The sequence below is a fragment of the Agromyces sp. Y558 genome (genome assembly GCF_059445415.1).
This window is the reverse complement of the sequence record NZ_JCAIUH010000002.1, coordinates 331,629-349,072: the sequence shown is the minus strand read 5'-3', so window position 1 is coordinate 349,072 and position 17,444 is coordinate 331,629. Positions and strand designations below refer to the sequence as shown.

The following is a 17,444-nucleotide window of genomic DNA, read 5'->3' as shown; positions in this document are numbered from 1 at the left end:
TGTTGGCTCGGACCATGCGTCTCACGAAACTCGAACATGCCGCGCTCGTCATCGAACACTCGGGCGACAAGCTCTACATCGACCCGGGCAAGTTCACGACGCCGATCACCGAGTCGGCCGGCACCGTCGCGGTCGTGATCACGCACCAGCACGACGACCACTGGACGCCGGATCAGCTGGCACGCATCGTCGAGGCCGACCCGGAGGTACGCATCTTCGGCCCTGCTGGCGTCGCTGCCGCGGCCGCCGACTTTCCGATCGAGGTCGTCGCTGCGGGCGACACCATCGAGGTCGGGCCGTTCCGGCTTCAGTTCTTCGGCGGGCGCCACGCGCTCATCCATGCGTCGATCCCCTTGATCGACAACCTCGGCGTGCTCGTGAACGACGCCCTCTACTACGGCGGCGATTCGTTCACAGTGCCCGGTGTACCCGTCGACGTGCTCGCCGCGCCCGCCGGCGCTCCATGGATGAAGATCGGCGAGTCGATGGACTACGTCGTCGAGATCGCGCCGCGGCGGGCATTCCCGACCCACGAGATGGTGCTCTCGCGCGCCGGCAAGGCACTCTCGAACGCGCGTCTGGCCTGGGCGACCCAGCAGGGCGGCGGCGAGTACCTAGCGCTCGAGCCGGGCGACACGCTCGACTTCTGATCAGGCGACGGATGCCTCTGGATCTTCAATCCGAACGATGAATGTCTGCGCCCTCGGCGCGGCGAGCGGGGTCATCCGCACCTCGAGCCTCAGCCGCCCGGTCTCGCCGGGCAGGAACCACACGAGGTGATCGGGCGAGTCGCACGTCGCATCAACCGGCGTCGCGCTCCCCTCGGTGCGCCCCCCGACTGCTGCCCAGGCGGTTTCGATCGCCCTGCGGCGTTCGTCGTACGGCACGTCGAGCGCGACGTTCGTCGCGAGCACGGCCGAGGCCGCGGCATCCGACCATTCGTTCACGAGCGTACTGAGCGCAACGGATGCATCGACGGTTTCGGGCCACGGCACCGGTGACGCCGTCACGGGGCTCGCACCGTCGATCGCTTCGAGCAGCATCGCAAGCGCGACCTCGGCACCCTGGGAGACCCTGGCATACGTCGCGTTCTCGAAGGCGATGACCCCCAGGCCGGATGCGGCGTGCCAGCGCATGTGCGCACTGAATCCCGGATAACCGCCCGAATGCGACACGATCGCGCCGAACCGCTCATCGAGTTCGACGAAGAGCCCGAAACCGTAGCCGTACACCTTCGGCGTCGGCGCGACCTGCGTGCCCGGCATCGCCGGAGGGCCGTGACGTTTCGCGGCGACTCGCATGAGCTGCTGCATCTCGCGCCGGCTAGCCGCGCTGAGCGGGCCGCGTTCATCACCTTCCCATGCCGATGCGAGCCAGGCCGCCCACGCCGCCAGGCTGCTTGCCGAGGCGAACAGTCCGCCGATGGCCGAGAAGACGCCCGGCCCCGTGAACGGGAGTGCGCGCCATCCTTCGCCATCGACATTGCGGTAGCCGACCGCGACCGAGGGCTTGGCACCCTCTGGCCGCTCGAATCGAACGTCGAGCCCGAGCGGCTCGATGAGCTCGCGTTCGATGAACTCGGTGAACGCCACCCCCGACACCCGTTCGACGACCTGACCGAGCACCGCGTAGCCCAAGTTCGAGTACTCGAGCGCGGTGCCGGGGATCGTGACGCAGCGGATGCCGGCGGCGAGCGTCCCACGGAACTCTGCGCGTGACATCGCCTCCTCACGGTCGGCCCACGGGTCGTCGGTGGGCAGTCCACCCGACATCGTCATGAGCATGCGAACGGTCGGGGCGGCGTCGATGCCGCCCGGGATCTCAGGCGAGAACTCGGGCACGAATGCGTTCGCCGGGGTGTCGAGGTCGATGAGGCCTCGATCGCGAAGCAGCAGCAGGGCTGCGGCAGTGAAACTCTTGGTGCAGCTCGCGATGCGGAAGAGCGTGTCGGGGCCGGATGCCGCGGCCGTTCCGTCAATCTCCGCGGCGCCGGAACCCCCCGCTGCGATCAGGCCACCGCGATCGAACACGGCCCAGCTCGAACCGGGGGCGGTGCCAGCGGCGAGTCGCTCGGTGAAGACGGATTCGACAGCCCGAACGGTGTCGGCGGCGACGCGCATGTTTCTCCCTCGTGATCGTCCCGCCGACGCGGGGCCTCCCCCAGCGTACAAGTCGGTTTCGCACCAACCGGTGAATAGCGCCGGGAGCCTGCCGGCCGTCAGCCGCGACCGCGGTCGCCGCCGCGATCGCCGTCGTCGCGATCACCTCGACCCGGGCCGCCGTCGCCGTCGCCACCGGGCCCGTCGTCGGGCGGCTCGACCTCGGGTGCCGGCGCATCGCCCGTAGCCGGAGCGGTCGTCGGTGGCGCAGCCGGCCCGGGCGCCGCAACCGTGAACGGGTCGCCGCCGTACTTGGCAGCCGCGACCGACATGACGATCGGCCACATCCGGTGTCGGGCAGTCGCCGCCTGACCGCTCTCGAATGAGATTCCACGCTGGTTCGCGTCACCCGTGAGGCTCATCACGCCGGCCACTGTCGCAACCTTCGAGCTCGCTCCCGCCATCCAGGTGTCTTTGTTGCCGTCAGTCGTGCCCGTCTTGCCGATCATCGGAACGCGCGGTTGTACGCCGCCGTTCGAGACCGTGGCAGTGCCGCTCGTCATCACGAGCTGCATCGCGTAGTGCATGGCGGCGGCCACTTCGGGTGAGACGGCCGGGGTACAGGTCGACGCAGGCACCGCGATCTCATTGCCGTCGCGGTCGACGATGCGGTCGATCGCGATCGGAGTGCAGGCCACGCCGTTGTTCGCGATGCCGGCGAAGGCGACGGCGAGGCTGAGCGGTGCCACCTCATTCGTGCCGATCACGCTCGACGGACCCTGTTGCAGCGGATCGCCATCGGCGCGGTGCATCCCGAATGCCTCCGCGGTCTTGCGGATGCCGCAGAGATCGAGCTGCTTTGCCATGCCGATGAACCCGGTGTTGATCGAGTTGACGGTCGACTCGAGAGCCGTGTAATTGGCGCCGGCCTCGTTCGCGTCGTTCTTCGGATTCCACGGCCCGGCATTCTGCGGGCCGAAACAACTGTCTCGGAATGTGCCCCAGTTCGACTTCGGCTTGGAATCGACGCGCTGGGCGAGCGAATGGCCCTCGTTGAGCCACTGCGCGAGCGTGAATACCTTGTAGGTCGACCCGGGCTGGAAGCCGCTCGAGCCGCCCTGCGAATAGTCGGTGTTGTAGTTGATGCTCGTGTACTGCGGGCCGGTTTCGAGCACCTTGGGGTCTTGGCTGTATTGCTTGTTCTGCGCCATGGCGAGCACACGCCCGGTGCCGACCTGCACACTCGAGATCACGCTCCCGACGTCCCAACCCGGATAGGTCTGGGGCACGTTCTGGGCGATCGCACCAACGGCGGCGTTCTGCAGGTCGAGGTCGAGCGTCGTGTAGACGTCATAGCCGCCGCGCCGGAAGTTCTGCATGCGCGTCTCGGCGTCTTCCCCGAACGTCGGGTCGGTCTGCAGGATGTTCTTCACGTAGTCGCAGAAATACGCCGACTCCACGGCGGTCTGGCAACCGGTGCTCGGTTCGGCGATTACCGGCTGCACCGGAGTGGCCACCGCCGCGTCGTACTCCTCCTGCGTGATCTTCCTCTCGTCGAGCATGTGGAACAGGATGTAGTCACGACGAGACTGGTTTCTCGCGTACCCGTTCGCCGCGCCGTTCGTCTCGCTCTCGGGCTTGTCGAGCTGGAACTCCACCGGGTTGTTGACGATCGCCATCAACGAGGCGGCTTGGGCGAGCGTCAGGTTCGCCGCTGTTGTGGTGTAGTAGTAGTTCGCCGCCGCCTCGATGCCGTAGACGGTGCCGCCGAAGCCGGCGATGTTCAGGTATCCGAGCAGGATGTCGTTCTTGGAGTAGCGCTTCTCGACGCCGATCGCGAGGCGCATCTCTTTCAGCTTGCGTTCGATGCCGGAGGTGCCGTCGGAGTCCGTCGCGGCCTCGTAGCACTCCGCCTTCTCCTCGTCGATGAGAGCCCGGCGTCCGTCGATGCCGAGTGCCTCTATCTCCTCCTCCGACATGTCCTCGAACGCCGTCACGTTCGCCTCGCCCTCGCACTCCTGCACGCGCACGTTCTTCACGTACTGCTGCGCGATCGACGACCCGCCCTGGGTCTCCCCGCCGCTCGCAGTCGTCACCGCGGCGCGGAGCGTGCCCTGCAGGTCGACGCCGCCGTGTTCGTAGAACCGCGGATCTTCACCGGCGATCGCGGCATCCTTGACGTACTGGCTGACGGCGTCCCAGCCGACCTCGACCCGATTCTGGTCGTAGAACGAGGCGAGCAGCACCGGGTTGCCGTCACTGGCGGTCGCGTAGATGTTGCTCTTCTCGGAGAGCTCGTCGATCTCGAGATAGCCGGGGAGATTGTCGAACATTCCGATGGATCCGGATGCCGCGATGCCGACGGTCGCGAGCGCGGGTGTGACACCGGCGACGACGAGCAGCGCGGCACCCACGCTCGCCGCGATGAATCCGATGAAACCGCCGATCACCCCGATGGGTGTTCGCGTCTCCTGGAAGTCACGATTCCGCATGTTTCCAGAAACCATGGCTCACCATTCCCTTGTCGGCGTCTCTTGATTCACCAGGAGCCTGTAGGGAGGCTCGAACGGTGCCGACACTCAATGCAAGCGCAGCGCGCCACCGAAGTCCAGCCCACACGAATACCGCTTCGCGGCTCGGTATTCGGGAAAAGAAGAAGGCCCGCGTGACCGGGCCTTTTTCACAAAATATTGGCTGGGGTACCTGGACTCGAACCAAGAACAACGGTACCAGAAACCGCCGTGTTGCCAATTACACCATACCCCAATGGCCGAAACCGAAGTCCCCGGCCGACATGTAACTCTAGCCTACGAGCACACCCCCGCCAAACCGAGCTGCGCTCAGCGGGAGCATCTCGGGCACTCAGGCGATGAGCGCCGCGAGCCGATCGATGCGCTCGAGAGAGTCGACCTTTCCGAGGATCTGCATCGACTCGAAGAGCGGCGGCGAAACCCGTCGACCGGAGATCGCCGTGCGTACGGCACCGAAGGCCACGCGCGGCTTCAGTGCGAGGCCGTCGACGAGAGCGGCGCGAAGCGCCTCTTCGATCTGCTCGTGCGTCCACTCTTCGGCGGGCAATCGGTCGAGCGCTTCACGAGCGGTCGCGAGCACGGTGGCGGCGTCGGCGGTGAGCGCGGCGACGGCCGATTCATCGAACTCGAGCCCCGCGGCGTCAGTGAACAGGAATCCCAGCATGCCGGGGGCCTCGCCCAGCAGCGAGATACGCTCCTGCACGAGCGGCGCGCCCTCGGCGAGCACGGCCTCCTCACCGGGAGTGATCGGTGTCGAGACGGCGCCGGCAGCCTGCAGGTACGGCACAGTGCGGCCGGCGAAGTCGCCGATGTCGAGTTGGCGGATGTGGTCGCCGTTGATCGACTCGGCCTTCTTCAGGTCGAAACGCGCGGGGTTCGGGTTCACGTTCTCGACATCGAAGGCGGCGACGAGTTCGTCGCGGCTGAACACGTCGCGGTCGGCGGAGTAGCCCCAGCCGAGGAGCGCCAAATAGTTCAGGAGTCCTTCGGGGATGAACCCGCGATCGCGGTGGTGGAAGAGGTTCGACTCGGGGTCGCGCTTGGAGAGTTTCTTGTTGCCCTCGCCCATGACGTAGGGCAAGTGGCCGAAGCGCGGGACGAACGTGGTCACACCGATGTCGATGAGCGCGTGGTACAGCGCGATCTGACGGGGCGTCGACGAGAGCAGGTCTTCGCCGCGAAGCACGTGCGTGATGCCCATGAGGGCGTCGTCGACGGGGTTCACGAGCGTGTACAGCGGGGCACCGTTCGGGCGCACGACGACGAAGTCGATCGTGTTGCCGGCCGGGAAGGTGATCTCGCCGCGCACGAGGTCGTCGAACCCGAGGTCGGCCTCGGGCACCCGCAGTCGCAGCGCCGGCTCGCGACCCTCGGCGCGAAACGCCGCACGCTGCTCGTCGGTGAGATCGCGATCGAAGTTGTCGTAGCCGAGCTGTTTCGGCCGGCCGGCGGCCTCGTTGCGGGCGTCGATCTCTTCAGCGTTCGAGAAGCTCTCGTAGACGTGGCCCGAGGCCTTCAGCCGTTCGATGACGTCGGCGTAGATGCCGGCGCGCTGCGACTGCCGGTAGGGCTCATGAGGTCCGCCGGCGCCGACGCCTTCGTCCCAGTCGAGGCCGAGCCACGTGAGCGCGTCGAGGATCTGCTCGTAGCTCTCTTCGCTGTCGCGCGCGGCATCGGTGTCTTCGATGCGGAACACGAACGTGCCCCCGGTGTGGCGCGCGTACGCCCAGTTGAAGAGGGCGGTGCGTATGAGGCCGACGTGCGGCGTGCCGGTCGGCGATGGGCAGAAGCGCACACGGATGTCGCTGCCGGTGGCCTGGGTCGTGGGGTGAGCTGTCTCAGACATACCCCTCAATGCTATCGAGCGGTGAGGGTCGCGAGTACGGCGAGTGTCGCGGCCACGGCCGGCACCCGTTCGGCGCCGCGCGCCGTGACGAGATGGAGAGAACGCACATCGGCCCTGGCAGTGGGCCTGGCGACGACGTCGGCATGCCGCGGCGATGCAGCGAGCGCGAGCGCCGGCAACAGTGCCACCCCGAGGCGTTGCGCGACCATGCCCTCGACGGCGACGAAGTTGTCGGTCTCGAAGGCGATGCGCGGCGTGAACCCGGCGGCGCCGGCCAGCTCGAGCAAGTGGCCGCGGCACCGCGGGCAACCCGCGATCCAGGGCTCGTCGCGCAGCGCCTCGAGCGCGACGACGTCGGATGCCGCTGCAGGATGGCTCGACGGGAGCACGAGTCGCATCGGCTCATCGCCGAACCCCCGCACCTCGAGCCCGCGCGCGCTCGCCCGGTGCGGGTCGTCGCGGTCACCCGGGTAGCTGAACGTGATCGCAAGGTCGGCGCCGTCGACTCGCACCGCGTGCACCGCTTCGGGCGGCTCGGCCTCGACGTAGGTGACATCGATGCCCGGGTGGGCGGCGGCGAGCGCCGCGATCACGCGCGGCACGAGGGTCGCCGACGCCGAGGGGAAGGCGACGAGACGCACACGGCCGGCTCGGAGCCCGCGGATCTCGGCGAGTTCGCCGGCCGCGGTTTCCAGAACCGTGGCGACTCCGTGAGCATGCCGGGCGAGCACCCGACCGGACTCCGTCAGGCGGATGCCGCGACCGACGCGCTCCACGAGAGCGATGCCGGTGCGCTCCTCGAACCGGCGCAGCTGCTGGCTCACCGCGGGCTGGCTGTAGCCGAGGGATTCGGCGGCCGCCGTGAGCGAACCGCGCTCCGCGATCTGCCGCACGACCCGCACGGTCTGCAGGTCGAGCGCGGCGGCGAGAGCGTTGATCGCGGCATCCGGCATATTCAAATCATAAGACAGCGGCATGTATATGATCGATCACTAGGTCTTGTCGAATGAATTCGCGCGTTCGAAACTGGATCGCATGCACCCGACTCGTGATCGCTTCGCTGCCGGACGCGGCTATCTCGCCGCTTGCACCCTCGGCCTGCCGGCCGACGTCACCCGCGACGCAGTGCGACGCGACCTCGAGTCCTGGTCGTCGGGCACGGCGAACGGAGCCGACTACACGGCGGTGCACGAACGGGCGCGCGGCCATGCGGCAACCCTGCTCGGCCGCACACCTGCCGACCTCGCCACCGGGTCGCAGGTCTCGGTGTTCACCGGCATGGTCGCGGCATCCGCGCCCTCGGGCGCCGAGGTGATCTGCGTCGACGGCGACTTCTCCTCGGTCGTCGCACCGTTCCTCGCCCGTGGCGACCTGCGAGTGCGGCACGTTCCCCTCTCTGCGCTCGCCGACGCTGTCGGCCCGTCGACGTGGCTGGTCTCCTACTCGCTCGTGCAATCAGCCACCGGCGAGGTCGCCGACGCGGCATCCGTCGCTCGCGCCGTGCGCTCGGCCGGCGCACTCAGCCTCGTCGACACCACACAGGCCACAGGGTGGATGGCGACCGACGCACTCGAGGCCGACGTCGTCGTCTGCCACGCCTACAAGTGGCTGTCGGCACCGCGCGGCGCCGCCTTCGCCGCGTTCTCGCCACGCGCCGTCGCCGAGATCACCCCGCACGCCGCCGGCTGGTACTCGGGCGACAACCCGTGGGCCTCGTGCTACGGGCCGGGCCTGTACCTCGCCGACGACGCGCATCGATTCGACGTCTCCCCCGCCTGGCACGCCTGGGCCGGCGCCGAGGCGGCGCTCGAATTCGCCGCCTCGCTCGACATGACAGGCGTGCGCGACCACGACGTCGCCCTCGCGAACGCGTTCCGTGAGCGTCTCGGGCTCGAGGCATCCGACAGTGCGATCGTGGCCTGGCCCGACGCAGATGGCACCGCTTTGGCCGAGCTCGGCGCAGCTGGCATCACGGCATCGGGTCGAGCAGGCAGGGCCAGGGTGGCGTTCCACCTCTGGAACGACGACGAGGACGTCGAGCTCGCCGCCAGCGCCCTCGACATCGGCATCGACATCGGCCGCACCCGATCGCCGCTCAGCGCACGGCGCTGAGCGCAACAGGCCAGCGCCCTCGACATCGGCATCGACATCGGCCGCACCCGATCGCCGCTCAGCGCACGGCGCTGAGCACGACGAGGCACCGGTCGGGCGCGGCGAACGGCAGCAGCCGGGCTTCGACAGCCGATTCCGATGCCTCGCCCGAGAGCACTTCGCGGATGAGACTCTCATGCACGGCGCAGATGACATCGCGGTGACGTCGCGCCGCATCGCGGAACGGGCAGGCGTGGAGCGAGAGCCCTTCGGGTGCCGGTTCGGGCTCGAAGCCGAGCTCGTCGAGCACCCGGACGAGTCGTTCGGTCGACGATGCCCGGGTCGACGCGATCTCGTCGGGCGAGGGTTCGACGGGCGAAACGCCCTCGTCGGGCGGGATCGACAGGCTCGAGGCCCAGCTTCGGCCCGCCTCACGAGCGAGCATCGCCCGCGTCTCGACTCCCTGCCCCTCGAGTGCGGCCGCGAGCAACTCGATCAGCCGTTCGCGGGAGCGTTCGTCTCGTGCGCGTGTCGCAACGGTGTCGACGAGCGCGTAGCGCAGGCGCGGTCGCCCTCGACGCGAGGGACGCTCGGCCGTCGTGGCGACGACGCCAGCCCCGACGAGCTGGTCGAGGTGGAAACGCGCGGTTGTGATGTGCACGCCGATCGAGTCGGCGAGCTCCGCGGCCTCGACGGGCTCTCCGGCCCGATGCAACGCGTCGAGCACCCGCCGCCTGGCCGGTGACGCAAGTGCGAGTGCCCAGCGGTCGGTGCCGGACTCAGCTTCCGCCGATTGCATCGATCGCCCCCTCCGCCTCGAGCCGAGCGCGCGTCGAGATTGTCTCGAACGCGCTGCCCGAACCGCCCGACAGCCGAAGGCCGATCGATCCGGCGATGCGGCGCGCCTGGATCTTCGCGCGCTCGGCCGACTCGCCGGCGAACTGCGCGTCGACGTTCGCGACCCAGAGTTCGAGCCATCGGTTGAAGTGCGCCGCGCCGAGCGGGGACTTCGCGTGAAGTGCGACGTGCATGGCGAGCGCGTTTCGACGGTAGCTGCCGGTGCGGAAGAGTACCGTCTCCCAGAAATCGCACATGATCGGCAGGTGGTGATCGAGATTCATGTGCGCGACATCGGTGAAGATCGGTCCGATGAGCGGATCGGCGAAGGCGCGACGGTAGAAGGATTCGACGAGCCGCCTCACGTCGACACGGTCACGGATGTCGCGGAGCTCTCGCGGGTGTTCGGCCATGCGCCCACGGTACCCGTCCTGCCAAATAAACCGCAATCTGTTACGTTCAATTCGACGGTCTCCGCCCAGGCGGGTGTCCGGGCGAATCGACGTCGAAGGGATCGAAATGGGTTCGGGCTATCAGATCGTCGCCGCAGACGGACACCTCCGCGACGCGGGGCCGGCTCCGAGGCTCGGACCGACTACCGTCGGCAACGCCCTCGGCATTGCGTTCATCGTCATCGGCGGACTCGTTGCCGCACTGACCGGGCCGCTGCAGCTGGAACGGGGCAGTTGGCTCGCGGCCTATCTCGTGCTCGTGGGCGGCGCCACCCAGTGCCTCATCGCTCGCGTGCTCGAACACGCCCCGTGGGCCACCGGCCGTGGCGGCTGGTTCACCTTCGCCGCTTGGAACCTCGGCAACCTGCTCGTCGTCGTCGGGGCGCTCGCACGGGTGCCGCTCATCGCCGACTCCGGCGGTCTGCTGATCGCGGTGCCCCTCGTCCTGGCATTGCGGACTCCCGGCGGATCGGGGCCTGCTCGGCGTGCTGTCACGGCGCTCGCGCTAATTGTCGTGCTTGTCGGAGTGCCGGTCGGGCTCGTGCTCACCCACCTCCGTTCGGTGGGCTGACCGGGCGCGTTCGAATGCCTCGCCGCGCCGCCACGCCACGACTCCCCCGCCGCCGGCTCAGGCGGAACGCACGGAATTCGACAGTGTGCCGAGGCCCGAGATCGTGACCTCGACGGTGTCGCCGTCGACGATCGGACCGACGCCCGCCGGAGTGCCGGTGAGGATGACGTCGCCCGGCAGCAGGGTGAACACGCTCGACGCGTAGGCGATGATGGCGGGCACCGAGTGCACGAGGTCGGCGAGCCGGCCCTCTTGTTTGCGAACCCCGTTGACGCTCGTCTCGATCGTTCCGTTCTCGAAGTCCACCTCGGTGTCGATGACGGGGCCGAGGGGGCAGAACGAGTCGAAGCCCTTCGCCCGCGCCCACTGCCCGTCGCGCTTCTGCAGGTCACGGGCCGTGACGTCGTTGGCGATCGTGTAACCGAAGATGTACTCGTCGGCATCGGCTTCGGCGACGTTCTTCGCGATGCGGCCGATCACGACGGCGAGCTCACCCTCGTGCTCGACGCGCTCGCTCTGCTTCGGCAGCACGATCGTGTCGCCCGGGCCGATGACCGAGGTGTTCGGCTTCAGGAACAGCAGCGGCTCAGCCGGCGCCTCGCCGCCCATCTCGGCGGCATGGTCGTGGTAGTTCTTGCCGACCGCGACGACCTTCGACCTCGGGATCACGGGCGCGAGCAGCTTCGCCTCGGCGAGCGGCACGCGCGCACCGGTCGGCTCGAAGCCCGCGAACATCGGGTCGGCCTTCAGTACGACGAGCTCGTCTTCCTCTTCGTCGACGATGCCGAACGAGATGGCTTCACCATGGCTGAACCGCGCGATCTTCATGCAAGACAGCCTACTGAGCGGCGAGGCCCGCTCGTTTGCACCGCACTTACGCGTCGAGCCGGAGCATCCAGCCGTGGCGGTCTTCGACTCGGCCGTACTGGATGCCTGTCAGTTCCCCGCGAAGCGACAACGCCAGCTCGGAGGCGGTATCGCCGTCGTGCACGATCTCGAAGTCGTCGCCGAGCAGGCGCCCGATGGGCACGACGACCGCGGCGGTACCGCAGGCGAACGCCCCGACGATGTCACCGGATGCCGCACCGGCACGCCACTCGTCGAGCGAGACGCTCCGCCGCTCGACCACGTGACCGCGGTCTGTCGCAAGCTGCAGGATCGAGTCGCGCGTGATGCCCTCGAGGATCGACTCCGATTCTGGCGTGACGAGGGTGCCGTCGCGCTTGACGAGCACGATGTTCATGCCACCCAGCTCTTCGAGGTTGCCCTCGCTGTCAAGGAACGCGACCTGCTGGCATCCCTTCTCATACGCCTCCGCCTGAGGCAACAGGCTCGACGCGTAGTTGCCGCCGGTCTTCGCAGCACCCGTGCCGCCCTTGCCCGCCCGCGAATACTGCGTCGAGAGCCAGATGCTGACGGGCTCCACGCCGCCCGGGAAGTAGGCGCCCGCAGGGCTCGCGATGACGTAGTAGTTGACCTTCTTCGCTGGGCGCACGCCGAGGAACGCCTCTTTCGCGAACATGAACGGCCGCAGGTACAGGCTCGTCTCGGCGGCGCTCGGCACCCAGTCGGCGTCGACGGCGATGATCTGCTTCAGCGACTCGATGAAGTACTCGCTCGGCAGCTCGGGAAGCGCCATCCGATGCGCTGAGCGCTGCATGCGAGCCGCGTTCTCGTAGGGCCGGAAGGTGTGGATCGACCCGTCGGCGTGCCGATACGCCTTCATGCCCTCGAAGATCTCTTGCGCATAGTGCAGCACCGCGGCAGCGGGGTCGAGCGCGATCGGCCCATAGGGCGAGACGCGCGGGCGGTGCCAGCCGCCCTTCTCCGACCAGCAGATGTCGACCATGTGGTCGGTGAAGTGGTTGCCGAAACCGGGGTCGGCGAGGATCGCCTCGCGTTCGGCGGGCGTCTTCGCCTGCTCGTTGCGGGTGACCTGCCAGATGAGTCCGGCGGCGGATGGGGCCTGGAGCGGGAGGTTGATCGTCATGATGTGTGTCCTTCGATGCGCTGGATCAGTCGAGTGCGCCGATACGGTCGGCGATGGCGTCGCCGACCTCTGAGGTCGTGCGCCGACGGTCGCCGCGTTCGGCCACATCGGCGACGACGGCCCGCTGCACCCTCGCCGCGGCATCCGCCCTGCCGAGGTGGCTGAGCAGCAGTGCAACGGAGAGGATCGCGGCGGTGGGGTCGGCGATGCTTTTGCCGGCGATGTCGGGTGCTGAGCCATGGACCGGCTCGAACATGCTGGGGAATCGGCCGTCGGGGTTGATGTTGCCCGAAGCCGCGAGCCCGATGCCGCCGCTGATCGCGCCGGCCAGGTCGGTGAGGATGTCGCCGAAGAGGTTGTCGGTGACCAAGACGTCGAACCGCGCCGGGTCGGTGACGAGGAAGATCGTCGCCGCATCGACGTGCAGGTAGTCGACGGCGACGTCGGGGAATTCGGCGGCGACGGCGTCGACCGTGCGTTTCCAGAGAGAGCCGGCGAAGACGAGCACGTTCGTCTTGTGCACGAGAGTGAGTTTCTTGCGCGGGCGAGCGGATGCCGCGGCGAACGCGTAGCGTACGACCCGCTCGACCCCGTAGGCGGTGTTGACGGAGACCTCGTTCGCGACCTCGTGCGGCGTGCCAGCACGGATCGCGCCGCCGTTGCCGACGTACGGACCTTCTGTGCCTTCGCGCACGACGACGAAGTCGACCTCGCCGGGATCGGCGAGCGGGCTCGCGACCCCCGGGTAGAGCACCGACGGGCGCAGGTTCACGTAGTGGTCGAGTTCGAAGCGGAGCTTCAGCAGCAGGCCGCGCTCGATGTTGGCGCCCGCGAGCCGGGGGTCGCCGGGAAGCCCGCCGACCGCGCCGAGCAGGATCGCGTCGTGGCTCTTGATCGACTCGAGGTCGTCGTCGGTCAGAACGTCGCCGGTCTCGAGATAGCGGGCGGCGCCCAGGGCGAACTCGGTCTGCTCGAACGAGACATCCGTTCCCCGGGTTGCGGCAGCGAGCGCTTTCAACGCCTCGCCGACGACTTCGGGTCCGATCCCGTCGCCGGGAATCACCGCGAGCTTGACCGTGTCCACCATGAATGCTCCTTCGTGCGTCAGCTCTCCCAGAGTACTGGCCGCATTGCCGAGTGACACCCGGCGTGTCACGAGCCCGTGGTCAGTCGCGAGCGACCGGGGCGGGGTTGCGCAAGGCGAGCGCGGCGATGAGGGCGGCTGCGACCATGAGTGCGACGCCGATGAGCGAGGTCACCACGACCCCCTCGTCGAAAGCGAGCGCAGCGGATGCCACGAGCTGATCGCCGATCGAGGCTGGCAGCTGCTCGGCGACGGTGACCGCGCCGGCGAGCGTCTCTTGCGCGGTGGACGCCTGTTCGGTGCTGAGCACGGCGGGCAGCTCGATCGCAGCCCGGAAGTGCGCCGCGAGGATGGATCCGAGCACCGCGGTTCCGAGCACCGCGCCGAGCTCGTATGCCGTCTCCGACACCGCCGACGCTGCGCCCGCCTTCTCGGGCGCAGCGCTCGAGAGGATGAGCTCGTTGGAGACCGTCTCGGCGGCGCCGATGCCGACGCCGAGCAGCACGAACGCGATCACGACGGGTGCGATCGACTCGGCGGTTGCGGTGAACGCGATGACCGCATATCCCGACGCCGAGAGCAGGAGCGCCACGGGCACGAGCACTCGGGGTCGCACTCGCCGTGCGATCGGCACGACGACGAGTCCGGCGATGATCATCGCAACGAGCCCTGGCAGCAGAGCGAGGCCCGCTGCGACCGGAGAGAGGCCCGCGATGAGTTGCAGGTGCTGCGAGACGAAATACAGGAACCCGACGAGAGCGATGACGCTGAAGAGGTTCACGAGCACGGCTCCGCCGAACGATCCCTGCCGGAACAGTCGCACGTCGAGCATCGGGGACTCGGCCTTCAGCTGCCGTCGCACGAACCAGACACCGCAGACGATACCGAGGATGATCGCCGGGATGCCGATGCCCGAGACGCCCTCGGTCGCGATGGACTTGATGCCGAAGACGACGGGCACCATCGCGGCGAGCGAGAGGAGCGTGCTCGGAATGTCGATGCGCCCGGGCGCGGGGTCGCGGCTCTCGGGAATCAGGAGCGGCACGAGGACCAGCATCGGCACGAGCACGGGCACGGCGAGCAGGAAGACGGCGCCCCAGTGGAAGTGCTCGAGCAGGATGCCGCCGACGAGCGGGCCGAGGGCACTGCCCGCTGCGAAACCCGACGCCCAGATGGCGATCGCGAGCCGGCGCTGTTCGCGGTCGACGAAGACGGTGCGCAGGAGCGACAGGGTCGACGGCATGAGCATCGCGCCGAAGAAGCCGAGGGCCGCACGGGCGGTGATGAGTGCCTCGGCGGTCGGTGCGAAGGCGGCGACGATCGAGATCACGGCGAAGCCGACGGAACCGATGAGCAGCATGCGGCGGCGCCCGAAGCGGTCGCCGGCGCTGCCCATCGCCACGAGGAGGCCCGCGAGCACGAGTGGATAGGCGTCGATGATCCAGAGTTGCCCTGCCGCGCTCGGGGCGAGATCGCGCGAGATCGCCGGCAGCGCGAAGCTCAGCACGGTGTTGTCGACCGAGACGAGCAGCACGGGCAGCATGAGCACGGCGAGCGCGACCCAGGCGCGACGGGGCGCTCGGGTCGTGACGTGCGTGGTCGTTGGGATCTGGTCGGTGTCGGTCGTTTCAGTCATCTCTGGCTCGTTCGTCTGAGACGATTACTATACCGTCCAGCTGGTATAGTAACAGACATGTCACGAGCCATATCACTCATCAGCTCATCGACCGCGCCGAGCTCATGAGTCGCCCGCCCGTCGCCCACGAGGCGGTGCTCGACGCGTTCGAGCGCATCATCATCGCCGACGGCGAGCGCACCGCGACCCTCGACGCCACCGCTCGTGGCGCCGGCGTCTCCAAAGGCGGACTGCTCTACCACTTCGGCTCACGGCACGCGTTGATCGCCGGGCTCATCGAACGTCTGCACCGACTCGTCGACGAAGACGTCGCCCGCATCCACGCCGCCCCCGAGGGCGCGATCTCCTACTTCGTGCGATCGTCGGTCGACCTCGCGTCACCGCTCGACCACAGCTTCGTCGCCACCGTGCGGCTCGCACAGGGCGGCGACCGGCAGGCGGCGCAGGCGATCGACGCCGTGCGGTCGCGCTGGCTCGAGGTGATCAGCCGGCACGTCGACGACCCCTCGCTCTCCCTCGCGATCACGCTCATCGGCGACGGGCTCTACTACCATTCGGCGCTTCGCGCCGAGGTCGAGGCGAGCACCTCAGACGACGCCGCTGACATCGGCCCTGCCGCGATGGACGGGCTCGTCGCACTACTCGAGCGCATCGCCCAGACACCGACCGCTACTCCGTGATGTCGACCTCGACGAAGAGGGTCGCGTCGATCGCCGATCGCACGCGCTCGAGCACCTCGGCGGGCACCGGCGAGTCGACGGTCAGCACGCTGAGCGCGTCGCCACCGGCTTCGCGGCGTGCGATCTGCATGCCGGCGATGTTGATGCCGGCCTCGCCGAATTCCTGCCCGTAGACCGCGACGATGCCGGGGCGATCGGCGTACTCCATGACGATGTGGGTCGTCGCGATCGGCACCTCGAGCTCGTAGCCGTTGACGCCGACGAGCTTCTCGATCTGCTTCGGCCCAGTGAGCGTGCCCGACACCGACACCTGGCGGCCGTCGGCGAGCGCACCCGTGAGAGTGATGACATTGCGGTACTCGGGCGACTCGGGAGCCGTGATGAGGCGCACGTCGAGACCACGCTGCTCGGCGAGGAGCGGGGCGTTCACGTACGACACGGTCTCGCTGACGACGTTCGTGAAGACGCCCTTCAATGCCGCGAGCTTCAGCGCGCTCACATCGAAGTCGGCGAGCTCGCCACGCACCTCGACATCGAGACTCGTGAGGGGGCCGTTCGCGATGCCGGCGAACAGTTGGCCGAGCTTCTCGACGAGCGGGATGCCCGGGCGGACATAGGGGTCGATGACCCCGCCGGCGACGTTGACCGCGTCGGGCACGAGCTCGCCGGCGAGCGCGAGCCGCACGGACTTCGCGACCGAGACGCCTGCCTTCTCTTGAGCCTCGTCGGTCGAGCCGCCGAGGTGCGGCGTGACGATGATGTTGTCGAGCTGCAGCAACCGCGACTCGGTGGGCGGCTCGGTGACGAAGACGTCGAGCGCCGCGCCGGCGATCTCGCCGGTCGACAGCGCGTCGAAGAGCGCGTCTTCGTCGATGAGTCCGCCGCGCGCGACATTCACGACGAAGGCCGTCGGCTTCATGCGCCGCAATTGCTCGACGCCGATCATGCCGAGCGTCTCGGGGGTGCGCGGCATGTGGATCGTGATGAAGTCGGACTGCTCGATGAGTTCGTCGAGGGTCACGGTCTGCACACCCAGCTGCTGGGCGCGGGCTGCGGTGATGTACGGGTCGTACGCGATGACGTTGGTGCCGAAGGCCTGCAGGCGAGCCGCGATGAGGGCGCCGATTCGACCGAGGCCGATGATGCCGACCGTCTTCTCGTAGAGCTCGACGCCCGTGTACTTCGAGCGCTTCCACTCCCCCGCCCCGAGCGACGCGCGGGCCGCAGGAATGTGACGAGCGAGGCTCAGGATGTGGCCGACCGTGAGCTCTGCCGCCGAGATGATGTTCGACGTCGGAGCATTCACGACCATGACGCCTGCGGCGGTCGCGGCCTTGATGTCGACGTTGTCGAGGCCGACGCCTGCACGGGCGATGACTTTCAGCTTCGGAGCTGCGGTGATCGCCTCGGCGTCGACCTTGGTCGCCGACCGCACGAGGACCGCGTCTGCGTCGGCCAGCGCCGCGAGCAACGCGGGCCGGTCGGTGCCGTCGACGGACCTGACGTCGAAGTCGGGGCCGAGGGCCTCGACGGTGGCGGGCGAGAGTTCTTCGGCGATCAGCACGATCGGCTTTGACACGAACGATTCCTTCGGAGCGACGCGCGGCGGGGCGCGCTGACGGGAGCA

At 68.4% G+C, this 17,444-nt stretch carries 15 protein-coding genes and 1 tRNA gene; 4 read left to right on the top strand and 12 right to left on the bottom strand.

Annotated features, from left to right (window positions below; all coding sequences use genetic code 11):
• Positions 1-14: 14 nt before the first annotated feature.
• Positions 15-650 (top strand): MBL fold metallo-hydrolase, encoded by a 636-nt coding sequence (locus tag AC1C2T_RS13460; RefSeq protein WP_495385650.1) that lies wholly within the window; start codon positions 15-17, stop codon positions 648-650.
• Here AC1C2T_RS13460 and AC1C2T_RS13455 read toward each other — a convergent pair whose 3' ends face one another.
• The 5 genes from AC1C2T_RS13455 to AC1C2T_RS13435 form a co-directional block, all read right to left on the bottom strand.
• Complete coding sequence (locus tag AC1C2T_RS13455) at positions 651-2,120, bottom strand: serine hydrolase domain-containing protein (protein WP_495385649.1); 1,470 nt, start codon at positions 2,118-2,120, stop codon at positions 651-653.
• Between the two features lie 98 nt (positions 2,121-2,218).
• The gene (locus AC1C2T_RS13450) at positions 2,219-4,591 is read right to left on the bottom strand and encodes a transglycosylase domain-containing protein (protein ID WP_495385648.1); all 2,373 of its coding nucleotides are present in this window, start codon (positions 4,589-4,591) and stop codon (positions 2,219-2,221) included.
• A 199-nt stretch (positions 4,592-4,790) separates the two neighbouring features.
• Positions 4,791-4,865 (bottom strand) — tRNA-Gln (locus tag AC1C2T_RS13445).
• A 96-nt stretch (positions 4,866-4,961) separates the two neighbouring features.
• The gene (gene gltX, locus AC1C2T_RS13440; RefSeq protein ID WP_495360483.1) at positions 4,962-6,476 is read right to left on the bottom strand and encodes a glutamate--tRNA ligase; all 1,515 of its coding nucleotides are present in this window, start codon (positions 6,474-6,476) and stop codon (positions 4,962-4,964) included.
• 11 nt (positions 6,477-6,487) lie between these two features.
• A complete protein-coding gene (locus AC1C2T_RS13435) occupies positions 6,488-7,429 on the bottom strand; it encodes a LysR family transcriptional regulator (protein WP_495385647.1) in 942 nt (313 codons plus the stop codon).
• 82 nt (positions 7,430-7,511) lie between these two features.
• On the opposite strand from AC1C2T_RS13435, the gene AC1C2T_RS13430 reads away from it, so the two are divergent.
• Positions 7,512-8,588, top strand: coding sequence for an aminotransferase class V-fold PLP-dependent enzyme (locus AC1C2T_RS13430; RefSeq protein ID WP_495385646.1), 1,077 nt, complete (start codon positions 7,512-7,514; stop codon positions 8,586-8,588).
• A gap of 58 nt (positions 8,589-8,646) precedes the next feature.
• Here AC1C2T_RS13430 and AC1C2T_RS13425 read toward each other — a convergent pair whose 3' ends face one another.
• Positions 8,647-9,366 carry a helix-turn-helix transcriptional regulator gene (locus AC1C2T_RS13425; protein ID WP_495385645.1) on the bottom strand — a complete coding sequence of 240 codons (720 nt, stop codon included), beginning with the start codon at positions 9,364-9,366 and terminating at the stop codon, positions 8,647-8,649.
• Positions 9,347-9,817 carry a group III truncated hemoglobin gene (locus AC1C2T_RS13420; RefSeq protein WP_495360488.1) on the bottom strand — a complete coding sequence of 157 codons (471 nt, stop codon included), beginning with the start codon at positions 9,815-9,817 and terminating at the stop codon, positions 9,347-9,349. The genes AC1C2T_RS13425 and AC1C2T_RS13420 overlap by 20 nt, the downstream gene beginning before the upstream one ends.
• Before the next feature lie 106 nt (positions 9,818-9,923).
• On the opposite strand from AC1C2T_RS13420, the gene AC1C2T_RS13415 reads away from it, so the two are divergent.
• On the top strand, positions 9,924-10,427 hold the full coding sequence (locus tag AC1C2T_RS13415) for a hypothetical protein (protein WP_495385644.1): 504 nt from the start codon (positions 9,924-9,926) through the stop codon (positions 10,425-10,427).
• A 57-nt stretch (positions 10,428-10,484) separates the two neighbouring features.
• Here the strand turns inward: AC1C2T_RS13415 and AC1C2T_RS13410 are convergent, their stop codons facing one another.
• From AC1C2T_RS13410 to AC1C2T_RS13395, 4 genes are all read right to left on the bottom strand, one after another.
• Positions 10,485-11,255: a fumarylacetoacetate hydrolase family protein gene (locus tag AC1C2T_RS13410; protein WP_495360490.1), complete on the bottom strand. Its 771-nt coding sequence runs from the start codon at positions 11,253-11,255 to the stop codon at positions 10,485-10,487.
• Between the two features lie 46 nt (positions 11,256-11,301).
• Entirely contained in the window at positions 11,302-12,417 is a 1,116-nt protein-coding gene (locus AC1C2T_RS13405; protein ID WP_495360491.1) for a branched-chain amino acid aminotransferase, read from the bottom strand.
• 25 nt (positions 12,418-12,442) lie between these two features.
• The gene (locus AC1C2T_RS13400; protein WP_495385643.1) at positions 12,443-13,504 is read right to left on the bottom strand and encodes a 3-isopropylmalate dehydrogenase; all 1,062 of its coding nucleotides are present in this window, start codon (positions 13,502-13,504) and stop codon (positions 12,443-12,445) included.
• A 79-nt stretch (positions 13,505-13,583) separates the two neighbouring features.
• Positions 13,584-15,137 carry an MFS transporter gene (locus AC1C2T_RS13395; RefSeq protein ID WP_495385642.1) on the bottom strand — a complete coding sequence of 518 codons (1,554 nt, stop codon included), beginning with the start codon at positions 15,135-15,137 and terminating at the stop codon, positions 13,584-13,586.
• Between the two features lie 104 nt (positions 15,138-15,241).
• Here AC1C2T_RS13395 and AC1C2T_RS13390 point away from each other — a divergent pair, with 104 nt between their 5' ends.
• Positions 15,242-15,817, top strand: coding sequence for a TetR/AcrR family transcriptional regulator (locus AC1C2T_RS13390; RefSeq protein ID WP_495360494.1), 576 nt, complete (start codon positions 15,242-15,244; stop codon positions 15,815-15,817).
• On the opposite strand, the gene serA is transcribed toward AC1C2T_RS13390, so the two are convergent.
• The gene (serA, locus tag AC1C2T_RS13385) at positions 15,807-17,396 is read right to left on the bottom strand and encodes a phosphoglycerate dehydrogenase (protein ID WP_495385641.1); all 1,590 of its coding nucleotides are present in this window, start codon (positions 17,394-17,396) and stop codon (positions 15,807-15,809) included. The genes AC1C2T_RS13390 and serA overlap by 11 nt on opposite strands.
• Positions 17,397-17,444 lie beyond the last annotated feature (48 nt).

What these genes read in the sequence shown, in the direction of transcription:
- AC1C2T_RS13400 (WP_495385643.1), bottom strand. Translation starts at nt 13,504, where the DNA reads ATGGTGGACACGGTCAAGCTCGCGGTGATTCCCGGCGACGGGATCGGA.
- AC1C2T_RS13425 (WP_495385645.1), bottom strand. Translation starts at nt 9,366, where the DNA reads ATGCAATCGGCGGAAGCTGAGTCCGGCACCGACCGCTGGGCACTCGCA.
- AC1C2T_RS13460 (WP_495385650.1), top strand. Translation starts at nt 15, where the DNA reads ATGCGTCTCACGAAACTCGAACATGCCGCGCTCGTCATCGAACACTCG.
- AC1C2T_RS13450 (WP_495385648.1), bottom strand. Translation starts at nt 4,591, where the DNA reads ATGCGGAATCGTGACTTCCAGGAGACGCGAACACCCATCGGGGTGATC.
- AC1C2T_RS13455 (WP_495385649.1), bottom strand. Translation starts at nt 2,120, where the DNA reads ATGCGCGTCGCCGCCGACACCGTTCGGGCTGTCGAATCCGTCTTCACC.
- AC1C2T_RS13410 (WP_495360490.1), bottom strand. Translation starts at nt 11,255, where the DNA reads ATGAAGATCGCGCGGTTCAGCCATGGTGAAGCCATCTCGTTCGGCATC.
- AC1C2T_RS13420 (WP_495360488.1), bottom strand. Translation starts at nt 9,817, where the DNA reads ATGGCCGAACACCCGCGAGAGCTCCGCGACATCCGTGACCGTGTCGAC.
- AC1C2T_RS13435 (WP_495385647.1), bottom strand. Translation starts at nt 7,429, where the DNA reads ATGCCGGATGCCGCGATCAACGCTCTCGCCGCCGCGCTCGACCTGCAG.
- AC1C2T_RS13390 (WP_495360494.1), top strand. Translation starts at nt 15,242, where the DNA reads ATGAGTCGCCCGCCCGTCGCCCACGAGGCGGTGCTCGACGCGTTCGAG.
- gltX (WP_495360483.1), bottom strand. Translation starts at nt 6,476, where the DNA reads ATGTCTGAGACAGCTCACCCCACGACCCAGGCCACCGGCAGCGACATC.
- AC1C2T_RS13395 (WP_495385642.1), bottom strand. Translation starts at nt 15,137, where the DNA reads ATGACTGAAACGACCGACACCGACCAGATCCCAACGACCACGCACGTC.
- AC1C2T_RS13415 (WP_495385644.1), top strand. Translation starts at nt 9,924, where the DNA reads ATGGGTTCGGGCTATCAGATCGTCGCCGCAGACGGACACCTCCGCGAC.
- AC1C2T_RS13405 (WP_495360491.1), bottom strand. Translation starts at nt 12,417, where the DNA reads ATGACGATCAACCTCCCGCTCCAGGCCCCATCCGCCGCCGGACTCATC.
- AC1C2T_RS13430 (WP_495385646.1), top strand. Translation starts at nt 7,512, where the DNA reads ATGCACCCGACTCGTGATCGCTTCGCTGCCGGACGCGGCTATCTCGCC.